This window comes from Methylobacter psychrophilus (genome assembly GCF_025583945.1).
Lineage (GTDB): Bacteria > Pseudomonadota > Gammaproteobacteria > Methylococcales > Methylomonadaceae > Methylobacter_C > Methylobacter_C psychrophilus.
In genome coordinates, this window is the sequence record NZ_JAOEGU010000025.1 from 26,029 (window position 1) to 43,622 (window position 17,594).

The window sequence follows — 17,594 nt, forward strand, 5'->3', positions numbered from 1 at the left end:
CATGTTTAAAAAATCTATGTCCATAGCCGGTTTTGATGATGATCTGTTCAATGCGATGGAAGAAGAACGTAACCGCCAGGAAGATCACATTGAATTGATCGCCTCGGAAAATTACGCCAGCCCACGAGTGATGGAAGCACAAGGCTCACAGTTAACCAATAAATATGCCGAAGGCTATCCCGGCAAACGTTATTATGGTGGCTGTGAATTTATTGATAAAGTCGAGCAACTCGCTATCGACCGCGCCAAAGCCTTATTTGGTGCAGATTATGCCAACGTACAGGCACACTCAGGCTCTCAGGCCAACATGGCCGTATTTATGGCATTGATTCAACCGGGCGACACCATCATGGGCTTAAGTCTGGCTGATGGCGGCCACTTGACACATGGTGCCAAACCTAATTTCTCCGGCAAAATTTATAATGCCATTCAATACGGATTGAACCCTGAAACCGGTGAAATCAACTATGAACAAGTTGAAGCTTTGGCACTGGAACACAAACCAAAAATGATTATTGCCGGCTTTTCCGCTTACTCACGCATTTGGGATTGGCAACGCTTCCGTGACATTGCCGATAAAGTGGGCGCTTATTTTGTCGTTGATATGGCGCACATCGCCGGTTTGGTTGCAGCGGGTTTATATCCTAATCCGGTGCCTTTTGCCGATGTTGTTACCAGCACGACGCACAAATCCTTACGCGGCCCTCGTGGCGGTCTTATCTTATGCAAAAGCAATCCTGAAATCGAGAAAAAAATCGATTCCAATATTTTTCCGGGCATACAAGGCGGACCGGCCATGCACATTATTGCTGCAAAAGCGGTTGCCTTTAAAGAAGCCATGCAACCCGAGTTTCGCGTTTATCAGCAACAAGTGATTAAAAACGCTCAGGCAATGGCTGGCGTTTTTATCCAGCGCGGGTTTGATGTGGTTTCAGGCGGCACCGACAATCATTTGATGCTGGTTTCTCTTATTCCTAAAGGTATTACCGGAAAAGCCGCAGATGCAGCACTCAGTAAAGCACACATAACAGTCAATAAAAATGCCGTGCCTAACGACCCGCAATCGCCTTTTGTCACCAGTGGTATTCGTGTCGGTACACCAGCTCCAACCACACGCGGCTTTAAGGAACCGGAAATGATTGAAATTGCCAACATGATGTGTGATGTTATGGAAAACATCGACGACGAAGACGTCAGTGCGGTAGTACGCGAAAAAGTCAGTAATCTTTGCGCGCGGTTTCCGGTTTATAGTTGATGTAAAAACAACCACTACATAACCCGTAGAGACGCGATTTATCGCGTCTCTTTGATTTATACGCCATAAATTTAGAGATGCGGCAGAGCTGCCCCATCTCAGGAAACACGATGTCCGATATAGAAATAGCCCAACAAGCCAAGATGCAACCCATCATCGGCTTGGCAAAAGAACAGTATGGCATAGATGCCGAACACCTTGACCCCTTCGGTCATTACAAAGCCAAAATATCGCTGGAATACATCAACAGCCTGACCGACAAAAAAGACGGTAAATTGATTCTGGTGACGGCCATTAGTCCGACTCCTGCAGGAGAAGGCAAAACCACAACGACAGTTGGCTTGGGCGACGCCATGAACCGACTGGATAAAAAAACCATCATCTGTCTGCGCGAACCGTCTTTAGGTCCCTGCTTTGGTGTAAAAGGAGGAGCTGCCGGCGGCGGTTACTCTCAAGTGGTACCCATGGAAGACATTAACCTGCATTTTACCGGTGACTTTCATGCCATCGGCGTGGCGCACAATCTGTTGTCAGCATTAATAGACAACCATATTAATCACGGTAATGTCCTAGATATAGACCCCCGACGCATCCAATGGAAACGGGTCGTTGACATGAATGACCGCGCCCTGCGTCACATCGTCATCGGCATGGGTGGCCCGGCAAATGGCTACTTGCGTGAAGACGGTTACGACATTGTCGTCGCTTCTGAAGTGATGGCAATTCTTTGTCTGGCAACCGATCGCGCTGACCTTAAAGAACGCTTGGGCCGCATCGTCATCGGTTATAAATCTGATAGAGTAACACCGGTTTATGCACGTGACTTAAATGCGCAAGGCGCTATGGCAGCCCTATTAAAAGACGCGATCAAGCCCAATCTGGTACAAACACTGGAAAACAATATCGCTATTATTCATGGCGGGCCGTTTGCCAATATTGCGCACGGTTGCAACACAGTAACGGCAACTAAAACCGCGTTAAAACTGGCGGATTATGTCGTCACTGAAGCCGGTTTTGGAGCTGATTTAGGCGCTGAAAAATTTATTGATATTAAATGTCGCATGTCAGGATTAAAACCCTCGGCAGTGGTTTTGGTTGCGACTATCAGAGCGCTTAAATTTCATGGCAACGTAGCCAAAGAAGATTTAAACACCGAAAATCTGGCGGCAATCGAACAAGGCTTTGTTAACCTTGAACGTCATTACCACAACATTACCCAACATTACGGCTTGCCTTGTGTAGTCTGCATTAACCACTTCACTTTTGATACTGATGCAGAAATTGCTTTACTGCAACAAAAATGTGCCGACTTGGGCGCTACCTGTATCGTTTCAAAACATTGGGCAACCGGTAGTGCAGGTGCAGAAACACTAGCACAAGCGGTTATTGATATTGTTGATAATCGAGAACCTGGGTTTACTTACGTCTATGATGAAAATATCAGCTTGTGGGAAAAAATTGAAACAATTGCTACCAAGCTATACGGTGCCTCCAAGGTTACGGCCAATGCCAAAGTAAAAGCCCATCTTGCCGAGTGGAATGCCGATTACGGAAAATTTCCAATCTGCATGGCAAAAACGCAAATGTCATTTTCAACCAACCCCAATGATAAAGGTGCTCCCACAGGGCATACCGTAGAAATCCGGGAAGTTAAACTGGCTAACGGCGCCGGTTTTATTGTCGCCATTGCCGGCGACATAATGACCATGCCCGGCTTACCCAAAGTACCTGCCGCAGAAAGGATTGATATCGATGATGATGGCAGGATAACCGGCTTGTTTTAGGATTTAATTCCAACGTAGGGGCAATCCTATGTGGCTGCCCTTTCGCCAATTAGGTAACCACACAAAGATTGCCCCTGCATTATGTCCATTTTCTTATGTCAAATTCAGGCTATGAATATTCCATTACTCTCTGTTGAAAACCTTAGTGTTACTTTCAATCATCAGCAGACGGTTGTTGATGACATCAGCTTTGTTATCTATCCAGGCGAAACCTTTGCCTTGGTCGGCGAGTCAGGCTCAGGCAAATCGATCACGGCCTTGTCCGTACTGAGATTATTGCCCAACAATGCCAAGATTAAAGCCCATGCTATCAGCTTACAAGACGATAACTTAATAAAACGGGCAGAATTTGAACTCTGTAAAATTCGCGGCAGACGCATCGGTTTGATTTTTCAAGACCCCATGTCCTCGCTAAATCCGGTGATGACTATTGGTAGTCAAATCGAAGAAGTGTTAAACATCCATTTCTCTTTGCCCAAAAAAACCGTTAAACAGCGGGTACTGCAATTATTGCAGCAGGTTGAAATACCCGAACCCGAGCAGCGGATTAAAGACTACCCGCATCAACTTTCTGGCGGCCAACGACAACGAGTGATGATTGCCATTGCCTTGGCAGGACAACCGGATTTATTAATTGCTGATGAACCCACGACCTCTCTGGATGTGACCATTCAGGCGCAGATATTGGCGCTACTAAAAATCATACAGCAACAAACCGGGATGGCCTTGTGGTTAATCAGCCATGATTTGGCATTGGTATCGACCATGGCAGACCGCGTTGCCGTAATGCAGCAGGGTAAAATTGTCGAAACCGGATTAACCAAAACCATTTTCAACCAACCCCAGCATCCCTATACCTGCAAGTTACTTAAAGCCTTGCCCTCCATGCAAAGCTGTTTAAAGCACATACCTAAAGAAAAACCGCCCTTATTACAGGTTAACGATTTTTATTGTTACTACCCGATCAGAAAAGGTCTTTTTAAACGCGTAGTTGATCATGTACGCGCAGTCGATGGCGTAAGCTTTAACATCCAGCAAGGCAAAACACTGGCTTTAGTCGGCGAATCAGGTTGCGGCAAAACCACGTTAGGCAAAAGTTTGTTAAACTTGATCCCTGACGGCAGTGGCGAGGTCATTCTTAATGGTATCAACCTTAACAAGCTGACCGGCGAAACATTAAGACAGCAACGCGCCAATATCCAGATCGTTTTTCAGGATCCTTTTTCCTCAATGAACCCGAGAATGCTGGTTGGCGATATTATCGCCGAGGGCCTGCGGGCATTACACCCTAAAATTAACGCTACCGAACGCAAAGTCAGCGTCGCACAATTATTGCAACAAGTTGATTTACCGATTGATTCAGCGTTACGTTATCCACACGAATTTTCCGGTGGTCAGCGGCAACGAATATGTATAGCCCGCGCCTTGGCCGTTAATCCCAAGCTGATCATCTGCGATGAACCGACCAGCGCACTGGATGTGTCTGTGCAAGCGCAAATCATTCAATTACTCAAGACCTTGCAACAAGAAAAAGGCTTAAGTTATTTATTTATTACCCATGATCTTGGCGTGGTTGCAGAAATAGCCGATGAAGTTGCCGTTATGTATCAAGGGAAAATTGTTGAACACGGCACTGTAAAGCAAGTACTCACACAACCTGAACATGCCTATACCAAAAAGCTGTTGGCCGCTGTTCCGGTTTTGGCTATCGACTAATAATCCGGCATTGCCAACATGACAACGTGTGGTAAATACCGCCGGGAACCAAAAATGCTAAAATGGTATGAAGTCCCAAATAATTATGGCCATAAATTTTTCTGGCAATGATTTATTTTCTGACAAATCCAATCAGTATTTTGTGTTATCCTAGGCGGCTAAATTTCACGTAAAAAATGCACTTATTCCTTTATGCGAACTCGCGTTAAAATTTGCGGCTTTACCCGTGTTGAAGATGCTGTTTATGCCGCTTACTCAGGTGTCGATGCGATTGGTTTGGTATTTTACCCTCCCAGTCCACGACATGTTGAGATTGAACAGGCAATTAAAATTGTTAATGCACTGCCCGCTTTTACCTCGGTAGTGGCTTTATTCGTCGACGAACAGGAAGTGCGAATACGTGAGGTGTTGGCACAAGTACCGATTGACTGCCTTCAATTTCATGGTGATGAGCCTGCCAAAGCTTGCAGAATTTATGGCAAGCGTTACATTAAGGCGATAAGAATGCAGGATGGCATCGATATTTCTGCTTTGGCAGACTATTATCACGATGCCGCAGGCTTGTTACTGGACGCTTTCCATCCCGATGCCAAAGGTGGAACCGGCAATCAATTTGATTGGGACATGATTCCAGGGGAGTGTGCTTTGCCAATTATACTAGCCGGTGGCCTGGATGAAACCAATGCCAAACAGGCAGTACAAACAGTAAAACCTTATGCGCTTGACGTCAGTAGCGGCGTGGAAGCGAAAAAAGGCATTAAAGACTCGCTTAAAATGGCGGCATTTATAAATCAAGTTAATGAAGGTAACCAAGTAACAGCATGACCGAAAAATATAATATGCCCGATGAGCGGGGACATTTTGGCCCTTATGGTGGAATTTTTGTTGCTGAAACATTAATTCCACCCATTCAGGAATTAAATGCTGCCTACCAGCAGTATTTAAACGATCCCGAATTTATCGCGGAACTGGATGCTGATTTAAAATATTATGTAGGCAGACCGTCACCTTTATATCATGCTGAACGTTGGAGTCGTGAACTGGGCGGCGCACAAATCTATTTAAAACGTGAAGATCTTAATCATACGGGATCTCATAAAATCAACAATACGGTAGGCCAGGCCTTATTGGCGAAACGCATGGGTAAAACGCGGATTATCGCTGAAACCGGTGCCGGCCAACATGGCGTTGCAACCGCGACAGTTGCCGCAAGACTGGGCCTTGAATGCGTGGTTTATATGGGTGCCGTTGACGTTGCCCGGCAGTCTTTAAACGTCTATCGCATGAAGTTACTGGGTGCAACAGTGATCGCTGTTGAGTCAGGCTCTAAAACCCTGAAAGATGCTTTAAACGAAGCACTCAGGGATTGGGTAACCAATGTTGACAATACGTTTTATATTATTGGTACGGTTGCAGGGCCTCATCCTTACCCTGCCATGGTCCGCGATTTTCAGGCGATTATTGGCCGGGAAGCCAAGGAACAATGCCTGGAGGCAACCGGACGATTACCCGATGCGCTGGTCGCTTGCGTAGGCGGCGGCTCAAATGCCATTGGCTTGTTTCATCCCTTTATTAATGATGCTTCGGTAAAAATGTACGGTGTTGAAGCTGCAGGGGACGGCGTTGCCACAGGCAGACATTCGGCGCCTTTATGTGCAGGTCGTCCGGGTGTATTACATGGTAATCGTACCTATTTAATGGCTGATGATGACGGTGAAATCATCGAAACCCATTCCATTTCTGCAGGCCTTGACTATCCTGGTGTTGGCCCGGAACATGCTTGGTTAAAAGACACCGGACGGGCAACTTACGTCAACATAACCGACACCGAAGCGCTGGAAGGTTTTTATGCCTTAACGCATATGGAAGGCATTATTCCTGCACTGGAGTCCAGTCATGCGATGGCTTACACGATGAAACTTGCACCTACCATGAACAAAGACGAAACCATTATTATTAATCTGTCCGGTCGTGGCGATAAAGATATGCAGACCATGGCTAAACGTGAGGGAATAGAATTGTGAGTCGATTAGCTGCCCGATTTGAAGAACTTGCCAAAACAGGTCGCAAGGCCTTAATTCCTTTTATTACCGCCGGTGATCCAAAACCCGAATTTACGGTGCCAATGATGCACGCCATGGTAGAAGCCGGCGTTGATGTTATTGAACTGGGCGTGCCTTTTTCTGACCCGATGGCCGACGGCCCGGTTATTCAACGCGCCAGCGAACGCGCCTTAGCCCATAAAATGAGCTTAAGACGGACGTTGGAAATTGCCACTGAATTTAGAAAAACCGACCAAAAAACTCCTGTGGTATTAATGGGTTATTTAAACCCGATTGAAGCAATGGGTTATGAAAACTTTGCCAATGCCGCGCAACTTGCCGATATTGATGGCGTTTTAACCGTTGATTTACCACCGGAAGAAGGCGTTGAGTGCGGTGCTTTGTTAAAGGCGCGTGGAGTTGATCCTATTTTCTTGCTGGCACCCAACAGCACTGATGAACGCGTTAAAAAAATGGATGCTTCAGGCAGTGGTTATATTTATTATGTTTCGCTTAAAGGCGTGACCGGTGCCGGCCATTTGAATGTTGCTGATGTTGAAAACAAAGTAAAGCAAATTAAAGCCAATACGCAATTGCCTATCGCTATTGGTTTTGGTGTAAAAGATGCCGATACGGCAAAAACGGTTGCCAACATAGGTGATGGTGTTGTTATCGGTAGCGCGCTGATCAGTAAAATTGAAGCCAATCTGGATGATCCTGATCAGGCTAAAAATGAAATTATTGAATTATTAACATCGATACGTCACGCGCTGGATAATTAAAAGCGTGTTCATAAGCCTATTGATGAAGCATTACGGAGCAATCGAATGAGTTGGTTTGAAAAATTACTGCCTACGACAATCAGAACAGAAAGATCCAGTAAAAGAGGCACTGTACCCGAAGGCTTGTGGACCAAGTGTCCTGGCTGCAATGCAATTCTTTACAACACAGAACTGGAACGAAACCTTAGCGTCTGTCCAAAATGCGAGCATCACATGCGCATTTCAGCAAGAACACGACTGGATATGTTTTTGGATGAAGAAGGCCGTGAAGAAATTGGCAAACACATTAAACCGGTTGATCCGTTAAAATTTAAAGATACCAAAAAATATAAAGACCGTATTGTTCAGGCACAAAAACAAACCAAAGAAAATGATGCCCTAATCGTCATGAAAGGACAGCTTAAAGGTAATGATATTGTTGTTGCCGCCTTTGATTTTAAATTTATGGGCGGTTCGATGGGCTCGGTAGTCGGCGAACGCTTTGTTCGTGGTGTTAATAAAAGCGTTGAGCTGGGCATACCTTTTATTGTCTTTACCTCAAGTGGTGGTGCCCGAATGCAGGAATCGCTATTTTCGTTGTTTCAAATGGCAAAAACCAGCGCTGCATTGACCAAACTGTCCGAGGCAGGAATACCTTATATTTCTTTTATGACAGATCCAACCATGGGTGGCGTATCCGCCAGTTTAGCCATGTTGGGCGACATTAATATTGCCGAACCTAATGCCCTAATTGGTTTTGCAGGGCCCCGGGTGATAGAGCAAACTGTCCGTGAAAAACTGCCGGAAGGTTTTCAGCGTAGCGAGTTTTTACAAGAGCATGGCGCCATTGATATGATTGTCGACAGACGTGAAATGTGTAATAAAGTCTCCAGTATTTTGACGCTATTGATGGCCAACAGGGTAAAGACACCGGCGTCCAACATCACCTTATTAATGCCTATTGAAGCTGTAGAAAACGCTTCTGATCAGGAATAATTTACGTCTAAAGAATTCGGTTAATGATGCGTTTTGATTCGCTAAAAGGTTGGCTGGATTGGCAAGAAAGCTTGCATCCCTTGGCAATAGACTTGGGATTGGAGCGGGCAGCACAGGTTTTTCATGCATTGAATCCTGATTGCCTTAAGCCACCTACGATTACGGTTGCCGGGACCAACGGAAAAGGTTCATGTATCGCTTATCTTGAGGCTATTTACAGAGCCCAAGGTTACCGCGTAGGTGCTTATTCTTCTCCGCATATCCTGAAATATAATGAAAGAATAAAAATAGATGGCAAACCTGTATCTGATGAATTGATTTGTGAGGCCTTTGCAAGAATAGAAGCGGTTCGAGGCAATACCTCTCTAAGCTATTTTGAATTTGGTACACTGGCTGCACTTGATATATTCTGGCGCTCAGGATTGGATGTTCAATTACTTGAAGTCGGTTTGGGTGGAAGGCTTGATGCCGTCAATATTGTTGATCCCGATGTCGCATTAATATCCAGCATCGGTATTGATCATGTTGATTGGCTGGGTGCCACACGCGAAGCAATAGGACAAGAAAAAGCCGGTATATTCAGGGCAAAAACGCCCGCTATCGTAGGCGATTGTGACCCTCCTGCCTCGTTGCAGCAAAGTGCCATTGATAAAAATGCCCTACTCTATTGTATTGGCAAAGATTTCGGTTTTAAAAAACAAATGACAACCTGGAATTGGTTTGCTGGTGACCGGCACATTCGCCAAATACCTGAACCGGGCTTAAAAGGCGAGCACCAATATCGCAATGCCTCTGCAGTTATTTTAGCGGTAGAAGTATTATCAAAAATCTTGCCGGTAAGCGATAAAGCTATTCGTAGCGGAGTGAAAAACAGCCATTTACTCGGTCGCTTTCAATTAATTAATGATAAAATCCCCATCCTGTTGGATGTCGGGCACAATCCGGAGGCAGTCAAAACATTAGTTGATTACCTGAACAGGACTTTCCCCGACAGACGGATACATGCAATTTTTTCAATGATGAAAGATAAAGATATAGCAAGTGTTATCAACATCATGAATCCAGTGGTTTACGACTGGTTTTTTGCACCGTTGGCCAACCCAAGGGCGGCTACAGAATCGATTATGCAGGAAATTTTTTCTCAAAGCTCAGTGACCAAAGTCTCCTTTGGCTTTAACGGCTTTGCACAAGCTTATGAGGCAGCAAAAAGCCAGTCACTGGAAAACGATTTGCTGCTGGTTTTTGGTTCTTTCTTTTTAGTGTCTGATTGTTTAAATGAATTTGAGAAAAGGTGAGTTGACAAAATGAATCAAGAATTAAAACAACGGTTAATTGGCGCTATAGTTGTTACGGCTCTGGCTGCCATTTTCATTCCCATGCTGTTTGATGACCCTATTGATAATAGCGGCCAATCAATCAGTGAACTGGTTATCCCTCCAACACCGGTTAAAACGGGAGAAGAGTCGGCAAACAAATTACCGACCAATGTCAACCAGATTTTAAATGCTCCTGATGCGGGTTCTGAAACTGTTGTGAACACAGAAGAAGAGTCTGAGCTATCTTCAAGTAATCAACTTACTCCGGAAGCGCCTTTAGATGATGAACCTCAAGTCGATACTGAAGACCTGGGCGAACCCGTAGCTAGTGCAAATGGCAATGATGGCGCATCGACGTCTTTGGATACCGACATAGTAGACGAACCACCTAAACCGGTAACAACCCTAAAAAAAACTGAATCAAATACCGCTAAAGCTGTTACAAAAGTAAAGCCGACAACACCTGCTACCGTTAATACCACAGAAAAATCAGCGGTTAAGGCAGTAAAACCAAAGTCTGAATTCAGTCGTTGGACTATTCAAGCCGGTAGCTTTGGTAAAAAAGAAAATGCCATGTCCCTGATGGAAACTTTACGTAAACAAGGACTGCCAGTAACCCTTGATGTGACTAAAGGTTCAGGCAATACGCCCATATATCGGCTTAAAGTCGGTCCGGTACTTGACAAGAAACGTGCTCTGGAAATGAAGGCAAAAATGGATAGCCAAAAAATCCAATCCCTTCTGATTGCTGAGTAACATAGGATGAGTCAATCCACACATTGAATTTGATAAACCAAAACAAACAATGATCTGGATAGATTATGTCATTGCCGGACTGGTTTTTATTACTGTTATAAGCGGATTCATACGGGGTCTCGGCCCTGTATTTTTTTCGTTAATATTATGGTTACTGGCAATCGGGGTTGGTTTAAATTTTAGCCGTGAATTTTCTGTTTTTCTGAAACCACTTATCAATAATCCTTTACCTAAAATCACTGCCGCTTTTTTATTGTTGTTTTTGATAACCCTGATTGTTGGTAGTTTAATTCGGATGCTTTTGGGTGACTCCATCAAAAAAACTACTTTAAACTTTACCAATCGTTTGGGGGGAATGGTTTTTGGTGCCTTACACGGTATGGTCGTTGTTCTTGTATTGGTTATACTGGCCGGGCTAACCGCTTTACCGGATGATCTTTGGTGGCAAGAATCAACATTACTGCCACCTTTTCAAACATCCGCCATTTGGTCACGCGACCATATTCCGTCAGGGCTGGCTGAATATATTCATTATCGTTAACAACTATATAAATTCAAGTAAAAATTATGTGTGGTATTACTGCTATCGTTTCACATCAAGCTGTTAATCAAGAACTCTATGATGCATTAACTGTCTTGCAACATCGCGGCCAAGATGCCGCTGGCATAGTCACCTGTGAGAACGGCCGTTTACATTTACGCAAAGATAATGGCTTGACCCGCGATGTGTTTACCAATTCGCAGATGCTGAAATTAAAAGGCAACATGGGTATCGCCCATGTTCGCTATCCAACGGCGGGATGTACCAGTTCGCTGGAAGCGCAGCCGTTCTATGTAAACTCTCCCTACGGACTGACACTTGCACATAACGGTAATTTAACCAATACCGAGGAATTAAAAAAAGCCCTGTTTGTAGAAGATCTTCGACATATTAATACCGACTCCGATTCTGAAGTCCTGTTAAATGTTTTTGCTCATGAACTACAAAGTCTGGGTAAACTGGAATTAAGTATCGATGATGTTTTTCAGGCGGTAGCGGGCGTTCATCGGCGCTGCCGTGGCGCTTATGCCGTCGTTATCATGATCGCAGGCTTTGGGGTTGTGGGCTTTAGAGACCCTCACGGAATCAGACCCGTAGTATTTGGGGTAAGAGAAACCGAACAAGGTCAAGATTTCATGATTGCCTCAGAAAGTGTCGCACTCGATTTATTAGGTTTTGATCTTATTCGCGATATAGAACCTGGTGAAGCCGTTTTTATTGAAGAATCAGGCGTATTGCATACCAAGCAATGTGCTGAAAAAACAGACCATTGCCCTTGTATTTTTGAGTATGTCTATTTTGCCCGCCCGGATTCAATTATTGACGACATTTCAGTATACAAAGCACGTCTGCGTATGGGCGATAAACTGGCCGCAAAGATTATCAGAGAGTGGCCTGATTACGATATTGATGTGGTAATTCCCATACCCGATACCAGTAGAACTGCTGCCTTGCAAATGGCTAACAAGCTGGGTGTCAAGTATCGTGAAGGCTTTATGAAGAACCGTTATATCGGCAGAACCTTCATTATGCCTGGACAAAAAATGCGTGAAAAATCGGTCAGACAAAAACTCAATGCCATAGATCTTGAATTTGACGGCAAAACTGTCTTACTGGTTGATGATTCTGTAGTAAGAGGTACAACCTCCGCACAAATTATCCAGATGGCACGCGATGCCGGCGCTAAAAAGGTCTACTTTGCATCTGCTGCGCCACCGGTTCGCTTTCCCAATGTTTATGGTATTGATATGCCTGCAGCCCACGAATTGATTGCACATAATCGTACCGAAGCTGAAGTGTGCGAAGCAATCGGTGCCGATCGCTTGATTTATCAGGATCTTGCTGACTTGATTGAGGCGGTTCGCAAAGGCAACCCCGACATTCAGCATTTTGATACCTCATGCTTCAGCAAAGAATACATTACCGGCGATATTGATGACGCCTATCTGGAACGTACCGAGGCATTACGCAACGACAATGCCCAAGCGGATCGCAACGCCGATAACTCACTTATTGAAATGTTATAGCAGGTAAAAGGTACAAGGTGAAAGGTTAAAGAACCTGATATTTAACGTAATCGCTGCTTGCCTTTAGCCATTAACCTTTTACATTAAACCTTTTACCTTAAATCTCTATTTATGAAAGACATTAACTGGAACGACTATTCTTTAGAAACTCAGGCCATAAGAGCCGGACATAAGCGTACTCATGAAGATGAGCACAGCATACCTATCTTTGCGACCTCCAGTTATGTGTTTAAAAGTGCCGAAGAAGCCGCCTTGCGCTTTACCGGAAAAAAACCGGGCAATATCTATTCAAGGTTTACCAATCCAACAGTCGATGCCTTTCAGGAAAGATTGGCCTTGATGGAAAACGGTGAGCGTTGCCTGGCATTTGCATCCGGAATGGCGGCGATTATGGCAGTGGGTATGGGACTTCTTAAAGCAGGGGATCATGTCGTGTGTTCTCGCGGTGTGTTTGGTAATACCGTCTTGATATTCCAAAATTATTTCGCAAAATTTGGCGTTGAAACCGATTTTGTTGATTTAATAGATACGGCGGCATGGGAATCTGCTATCAAGCCCAACACCCGGTTTTTATTTCTGGAAACACCGTCCAATCCATTAATTGAAATTGCTGATATTTCAGCATTAGCCGATATTGCCCACGCGCACAATTGCTTACTGATTGTTGATAATTGTTTTTGCACTCCTATTCTACAAAAGCCTTTTGATTTAGGGGCTGATATTGTTATCCATTCAGCAACCAAGTACATAGACGGTCAGGGTCGCTGCGTAGGTGGCGCTGTTATAGCCAGTGATGAAATCATTGAAAAAGCCATTTATCCTTATCTACGTACCGGTGGCGCAACCATGAGTGCGTTTAATGCCTGGGTATTTTTATCAGGACTGGAAACCTTGGCCATCAGAATGAAAGCACACTGTGACAATGCCTTTGAGTTAGCCAAATTTCTGGAACAACAACCGGCCATAGCCAAAGTTCACTATCCCGGCTTGCAATCTCACGCACAGCACGAACTGGCAAAGCGTCAACAAAGTCAATTTGGCGGGATTGTCAGTTTTGAAGTTCACGGTGGTAAGGAAGAAGCCTGGAAATTAATTGATGCGACAGAAATGATATCAATCACGGCAAATCTGGGCGATGTTAAAACAACCATAACGCATCCTGCGACAACCACACATGGCCGGTTAATGCCTGAAGCGAGAGCGGCAGCAGGTATTAAAGATGGTTTGGTCAGAATTTCAGTCGGACTGGAAGCGATAACTGATATAAAAAATGATATTTTAAAAGGCTTGGCATAGAGACATAAATTTTTCACACCACTACCAGCCATCTTTCCATCATGAACATCGACGTACTTTGTGTGGGCCACGCTTCTTATGATTTGGTATTTTCGGTCGATCACCACCCTGGCGAAGATGAAAAAATTGTCGCAGAAAGCTTGGTAAGTTGCGGAGGCGGCCCTGCCGCCAACGCTGCCGTAATCGTTGCCAAACTTGGCTTCAAAGCGGCCTTTGCCGGCTACCTTGGACAAGACATTTATGGCGAAAAACACTATCAGGAACTACGCCAATATGGTGTTAACACTGATCTTATTATTCGTGGTATCTCCGCTACCCCGCTATCTACCGTTCTAGTCAAACCGGACGGAAAACGGGCTTTAATTAATTACAAAGGTGAAACAAGCCCACTGCTTTCAGGAGCCATTGATTTCTCAGATATGACACCCAAAGTCATTTTGTTCGATGGCCACGAACCACAGTTATCTTTATCCCTGTTAAAAACAATGCGTAATGAGCCTGTGCCTACCGTACTGGATGCAGGCTCCGTTCATGAAGGCACGTTAGCTTTAATGGAACAGGTAGATTATCTGGTTTGCTCCGAAAAATTTGCCAGGCAATTTGCAGGTAATGAAAAGACAGCCTTAACTCGATTAGCGAAAAATTCTCCAACGGTTATCATTACTTTGGGCGAAAAAGGCCTGATCTGGCAACGTGGCCAAGAGCGAGGAGTCTTGCCGGCTTTTTCTGTTAATGCCATTGATACGACTGGCGCAGGGGATGCTTTTCATGGCGCATTTGCAGCGGCCATTGCCTCAAAAATGAACTGGCTTGACGGGTTGCGCTACGCCAGTGCTGCTGGCGCACTGTGTTGCACAAAAATAGGTGGCCGTTCAGGACTGCCTTCAAAGGAAGAGCACCAGATACTGTTCAAGTGTTAAAAAATGAATCCGTTATAAACCTGCACTGACAGCGCTAAAATGGCAAAGCGAGGTAAACAAACTTCAGGTACTGACAACAAACCTTGTCGTTATCATCAATAGACTAAACACCCTTTATTTTGGTATAGTTATACCCTTTAAAAGCTTAGATACACCTGTTTTAATAATTTTTCACATTATCACTCTGGAGATACTCAATGCCAATTAAAGTTGCAATCAATGGTTATGGTCGTATTGGACGCAATATCGTCCGCGCATTATACGAGTCAGGCCGTACCAATGAAATCCAAATAGTTGCGATCAATGACTTAGGTGACAGCAATACCAATGCTCACCTGACACAATACGATTCAGTACATGGAAAATTTCCCTTTGAAGTTACTGTTGATGGCGACTACATTGTTATTAATGGCGACAAAATTAGAGTTTTCTCTGAAAGAGATCCTTCAAAACTGCCTTGGGCTGAGCTGGATGTTGATGTTGTTCATGAATGTACCGGTTTTTTCACCAGTAAAGCTAAAGCATCAGCACACATTACTGCTGGCGCAAAAAAAGTCATTATTTCAGCCCCAGGTGGCGATGATGTTGACGGAACAATCGTATTTGGCGTAAACCACAACACCCTGAAAGCATCTGATACCGTTATTTCCAACGCATCATGCACAACCAACTGTCTGGCACCGATTGTAAAGCCTTTAAATGACGCCATTGGTATTGAAAGTGGTTTAATGACGACTATTCATTCATATACTAATGACCAGGTTCTGACTGACGTCTATCACAGCGATTTACGTCGTGCCCGTTCAGCCACACAATCGATGATTCCTGCCAAAACCGGGGCTGCTGCGGCTGTTGGTTTGGTATTGCCTGAACTGGCTGGAAAACTGGATGGTTTTGCCATGCGTGTACCCACCATCAATGTTTCTGTTGTTGATTTAACTTTCTATGCCGCCAGAGACACCAGCGTAGCAGAAGTTACCGAAATTTTGACAGCGGCCTCTAAAGGCACCTTAAAAGGTATTCTGGATATCAACGACAGACCGCTGGTCTCTATTGATTTTAATCATAATCCTGCATCCTCTATTTACGAAGCACCACTGACTAAAGTATCGGGTGGACGCTTGGTAAAAGTTCTATCCTGGTATGATAACGAATGGGGTTTCTCAAATCGCATGCTGGATACCACTATTGCTCTTGTAAATGCTAAATAACGGATTTAATTAATGTTAAGAAGAACCAAAATTTTAGCCACACTCGGCCCTGCAACTGATAAGCCAGGTGTACTTGAAGGCTTATTCAAGGCAGGTATTGACGTTGTCCGGATGAACTTTTCTCATGGTTCTGCTCAAGATCATCTCGACAGAGCTGATGCTGTTCGTGCACTCAGCAAAAAAACCGGTAGACGCGTAGGTATTCTGGCAGATTTACAAGGCCCTAAAATTCGTATTGCCCGATTTAAAGATACCAAAATATTTTTAAATGAAGGCCAGGATTTTGCCCTGGATATCAACTTTGATCCTACCGCTGGCGATCATACTCAGGTTGGTATTACCTACGAACCTTTGGCTTTGGAAGTTAAACCCGGTAGCAGACTGTTGCTGGATGATGGTCGTATTGTGCTGGATGTTGTTGATGTTGTTGATATGCGTGTTAACTGTACCGTTATTGTCGGTGGCGCGCTATCCAACAATAAAGGCATAAACCTGATGGGTGGCGGTCTTTCTGCAGCGGCATTAACTGAAAAAGATAAAGAAGACATCAAAACTATCGCTCTCATGAATTGCGATTATGTAGCGATCTCTTTTCCACGTTGCGCTGAAGATCTTAATGAAGCACGTCGTTTATTGGAAGCAGTAGGCTGTTATGCAGGTATTGTTTCTAAAGTTGAACGTGCAGAAGCAATAGTTCCAGACGTTATGGATGAAATCATTCTGGCATCTGATGCCGTAATGGTAGCTCGTGGCGATCTGGGCGTTGAAATTGGCGATGCCAACTTGCCTGCCGTACAGAAATTACTGATTAAACGTACGCGGGAACTCAATCGTGTCGCTATTACCGCAACACAAATGATGGAGTCCATGATCGAAAATCCGATTCCTACGCGGGCTGAAGTATTTGATGTTGCCAATGCCGTTTATGACGGTACTGATGCCATTATGTTGTCAGCGGAAACAGCTTCCGGAAACTACCCCATAAAAGCTGTTGAAGCCATGCACCGGATTTGCATAGAAGCAGAAAAGCAAAAAAGCGTTCGTGAATCGGATCACCGCATCAATATTCAATTTGAGCGCGATGATGAAGCTATCGCCATGTCAGCTATGTATATGGCTAACCATACCAAAATTAGAGGTATAGTAGCGCTAACCGAGTCCGGCACAACACCGCTATCTATGTCCAGAATCAGTTCTGGCATTCCTATTTTTGCGTTTAGCAGCCAGGAAAAAACCTTAGGTAAAGTCACCTTATTTCGCGGCGTTTTCCCTATGTACTTTAAAATTGAGGACACTCAGGATCATGCTGAAGTGAACCGCAGTATTGTTAAAGAGCTTAGAAGATGGAACAAAGCAAAAGACGGCGACAAATTCATTATCACTAAAGGCGACTTGACGGGTATAGAAGGCGGCACTAATGCGTTAAAAGTTATTGTCCTTGGACAAGGTTTAACGCCTTAATACTGATCGATTC

The 17,594-nt window shown here is 44.4% G+C and carries 15 protein-coding genes; all 15 read left to right on the plus strand.

The features are described from left to right. Window position 1 precedes the first annotated feature (1 nt). The 15 genes from glyA (at window position 2) to pyk (ending at window position 17,581) form a co-directional block, all read left to right on the plus strand. Window positions 2-1,255 carry a serine hydroxymethyltransferase gene (glyA, locus tag N7974_RS12510; protein WP_262965940.1) on the plus strand — a complete coding sequence of 418 codons (1,254 nt, stop codon included), beginning with the start codon at window positions 2-4 and terminating at the stop codon, window positions 1,253-1,255. A 110-nt stretch (window positions 1,256-1,365) separates the two neighbouring features. Beyond that, window positions 1,366-3,039, plus strand: coding sequence for a formate--tetrahydrofolate ligase (locus N7974_RS12515; protein WP_262965941.1), 1,674 nt, complete (start codon window positions 1,366-1,368; stop codon window positions 3,037-3,039). Between the two features lie 111 nt (window positions 3,040-3,150). Then, window positions 3,151-4,755, plus strand: coding sequence for an ABC transporter ATP-binding protein (locus tag N7974_RS12520; RefSeq protein ID WP_262965942.1), 1,605 nt, complete (start codon window positions 3,151-3,153; stop codon window positions 4,753-4,755). A gap of 192 nt (window positions 4,756-4,947) precedes the next feature. Then, window positions 4,948-5,580 carry a phosphoribosylanthranilate isomerase gene (locus tag N7974_RS12525; RefSeq protein ID WP_262965943.1) on the plus strand — a complete coding sequence of 211 codons (633 nt, stop codon included), beginning with the start codon at window positions 4,948-4,950 and terminating at the stop codon, window positions 5,578-5,580. Continuing rightward, a complete protein-coding gene (gene trpB, locus N7974_RS12530; protein ID WP_262965944.1) occupies window positions 5,577-6,779 on the plus strand; it encodes a tryptophan synthase subunit beta in 1,203 nt (400 codons plus the stop codon). The genes N7974_RS12525 and trpB overlap by 4 nt, the downstream gene beginning before the upstream one ends. Next, window positions 6,776-7,579, plus strand: a complete 804-nt coding sequence (gene trpA, locus N7974_RS12535) for a tryptophan synthase subunit alpha (protein ID WP_262965945.1) — start codon at window positions 6,776-6,778, stop codon at window positions 7,577-7,579. Before trpB ends, trpA begins: the two co-directional genes overlap by 4 nt. Before the next feature lie 45 nt (window positions 7,580-7,624). Further along, window positions 7,625-8,554, plus strand: a complete 930-nt coding sequence (accD, locus tag N7974_RS12540; RefSeq protein WP_262965946.1) for an acetyl-CoA carboxylase, carboxyltransferase subunit beta — start codon at window positions 7,625-7,627, stop codon at window positions 8,552-8,554. 23 nt (window positions 8,555-8,577) lie between these two features. After that, on the plus strand, window positions 8,578-9,849 hold the full coding sequence (gene folC / locus N7974_RS12545) for a bifunctional tetrahydrofolate synthase/dihydrofolate synthase (RefSeq protein ID WP_262965947.1): 1,272 nt from the start codon (window positions 8,578-8,580) through the stop codon (window positions 9,847-9,849). 9 nt (window positions 9,850-9,858) lie between these two features. Next, window positions 9,859-10,626 (plus strand): SPOR domain-containing protein, encoded by a 768-nt coding sequence (locus N7974_RS12550; RefSeq protein WP_262965948.1) that lies wholly within the window; start codon window positions 9,859-9,861, stop codon window positions 10,624-10,626. Window positions 10,627-10,675: 49 nt separating this feature from the next. Next, complete coding sequence (locus N7974_RS12555; RefSeq protein WP_262965949.1) at window positions 10,676-11,167, plus strand: CvpA family protein; 492 nt, start codon at window positions 10,676-10,678, stop codon at window positions 11,165-11,167. Window positions 11,168-11,193: 26 nt separating this feature from the next. Next, window positions 11,194-12,693 carry an amidophosphoribosyltransferase gene (purF, locus tag N7974_RS12560; protein ID WP_262965950.1) on the plus strand — a complete coding sequence of 500 codons (1,500 nt, stop codon included), beginning with the start codon at window positions 11,194-11,196 and terminating at the stop codon, window positions 12,691-12,693. Window positions 12,694-12,804: 111 nt separating this feature from the next. Further along, the gene (locus tag N7974_RS12565; RefSeq protein WP_262965951.1) at window positions 12,805-13,989 is read left to right on the plus strand and encodes an O-succinylhomoserine sulfhydrylase; all 1,185 of its coding nucleotides are present in this window, start codon (window positions 12,805-12,807) and stop codon (window positions 13,987-13,989) included. 41 nt (window positions 13,990-14,030) lie between these two features. Beyond that, a complete protein-coding gene (locus N7974_RS12570; RefSeq protein WP_262965952.1) occupies window positions 14,031-14,909 on the plus strand; it encodes a carbohydrate kinase family protein in 879 nt (292 codons plus the stop codon). 197 nt (window positions 14,910-15,106) lie between these two features. Beyond that, complete coding sequence (gene gap, locus N7974_RS12575; RefSeq protein WP_262965953.1) at window positions 15,107-16,120, plus strand: type I glyceraldehyde-3-phosphate dehydrogenase; 1,014 nt, start codon at window positions 15,107-15,109, stop codon at window positions 16,118-16,120. Between the two features lie 12 nt (window positions 16,121-16,132). Further along, window positions 16,133-17,581 carry a pyruvate kinase gene (pyk, locus tag N7974_RS12580; RefSeq protein ID WP_262965954.1) on the plus strand — a complete coding sequence of 483 codons (1,449 nt, stop codon included), beginning with the start codon at window positions 16,133-16,135 and terminating at the stop codon, window positions 17,579-17,581. Window positions 17,582-17,594 lie beyond the last annotated feature (13 nt).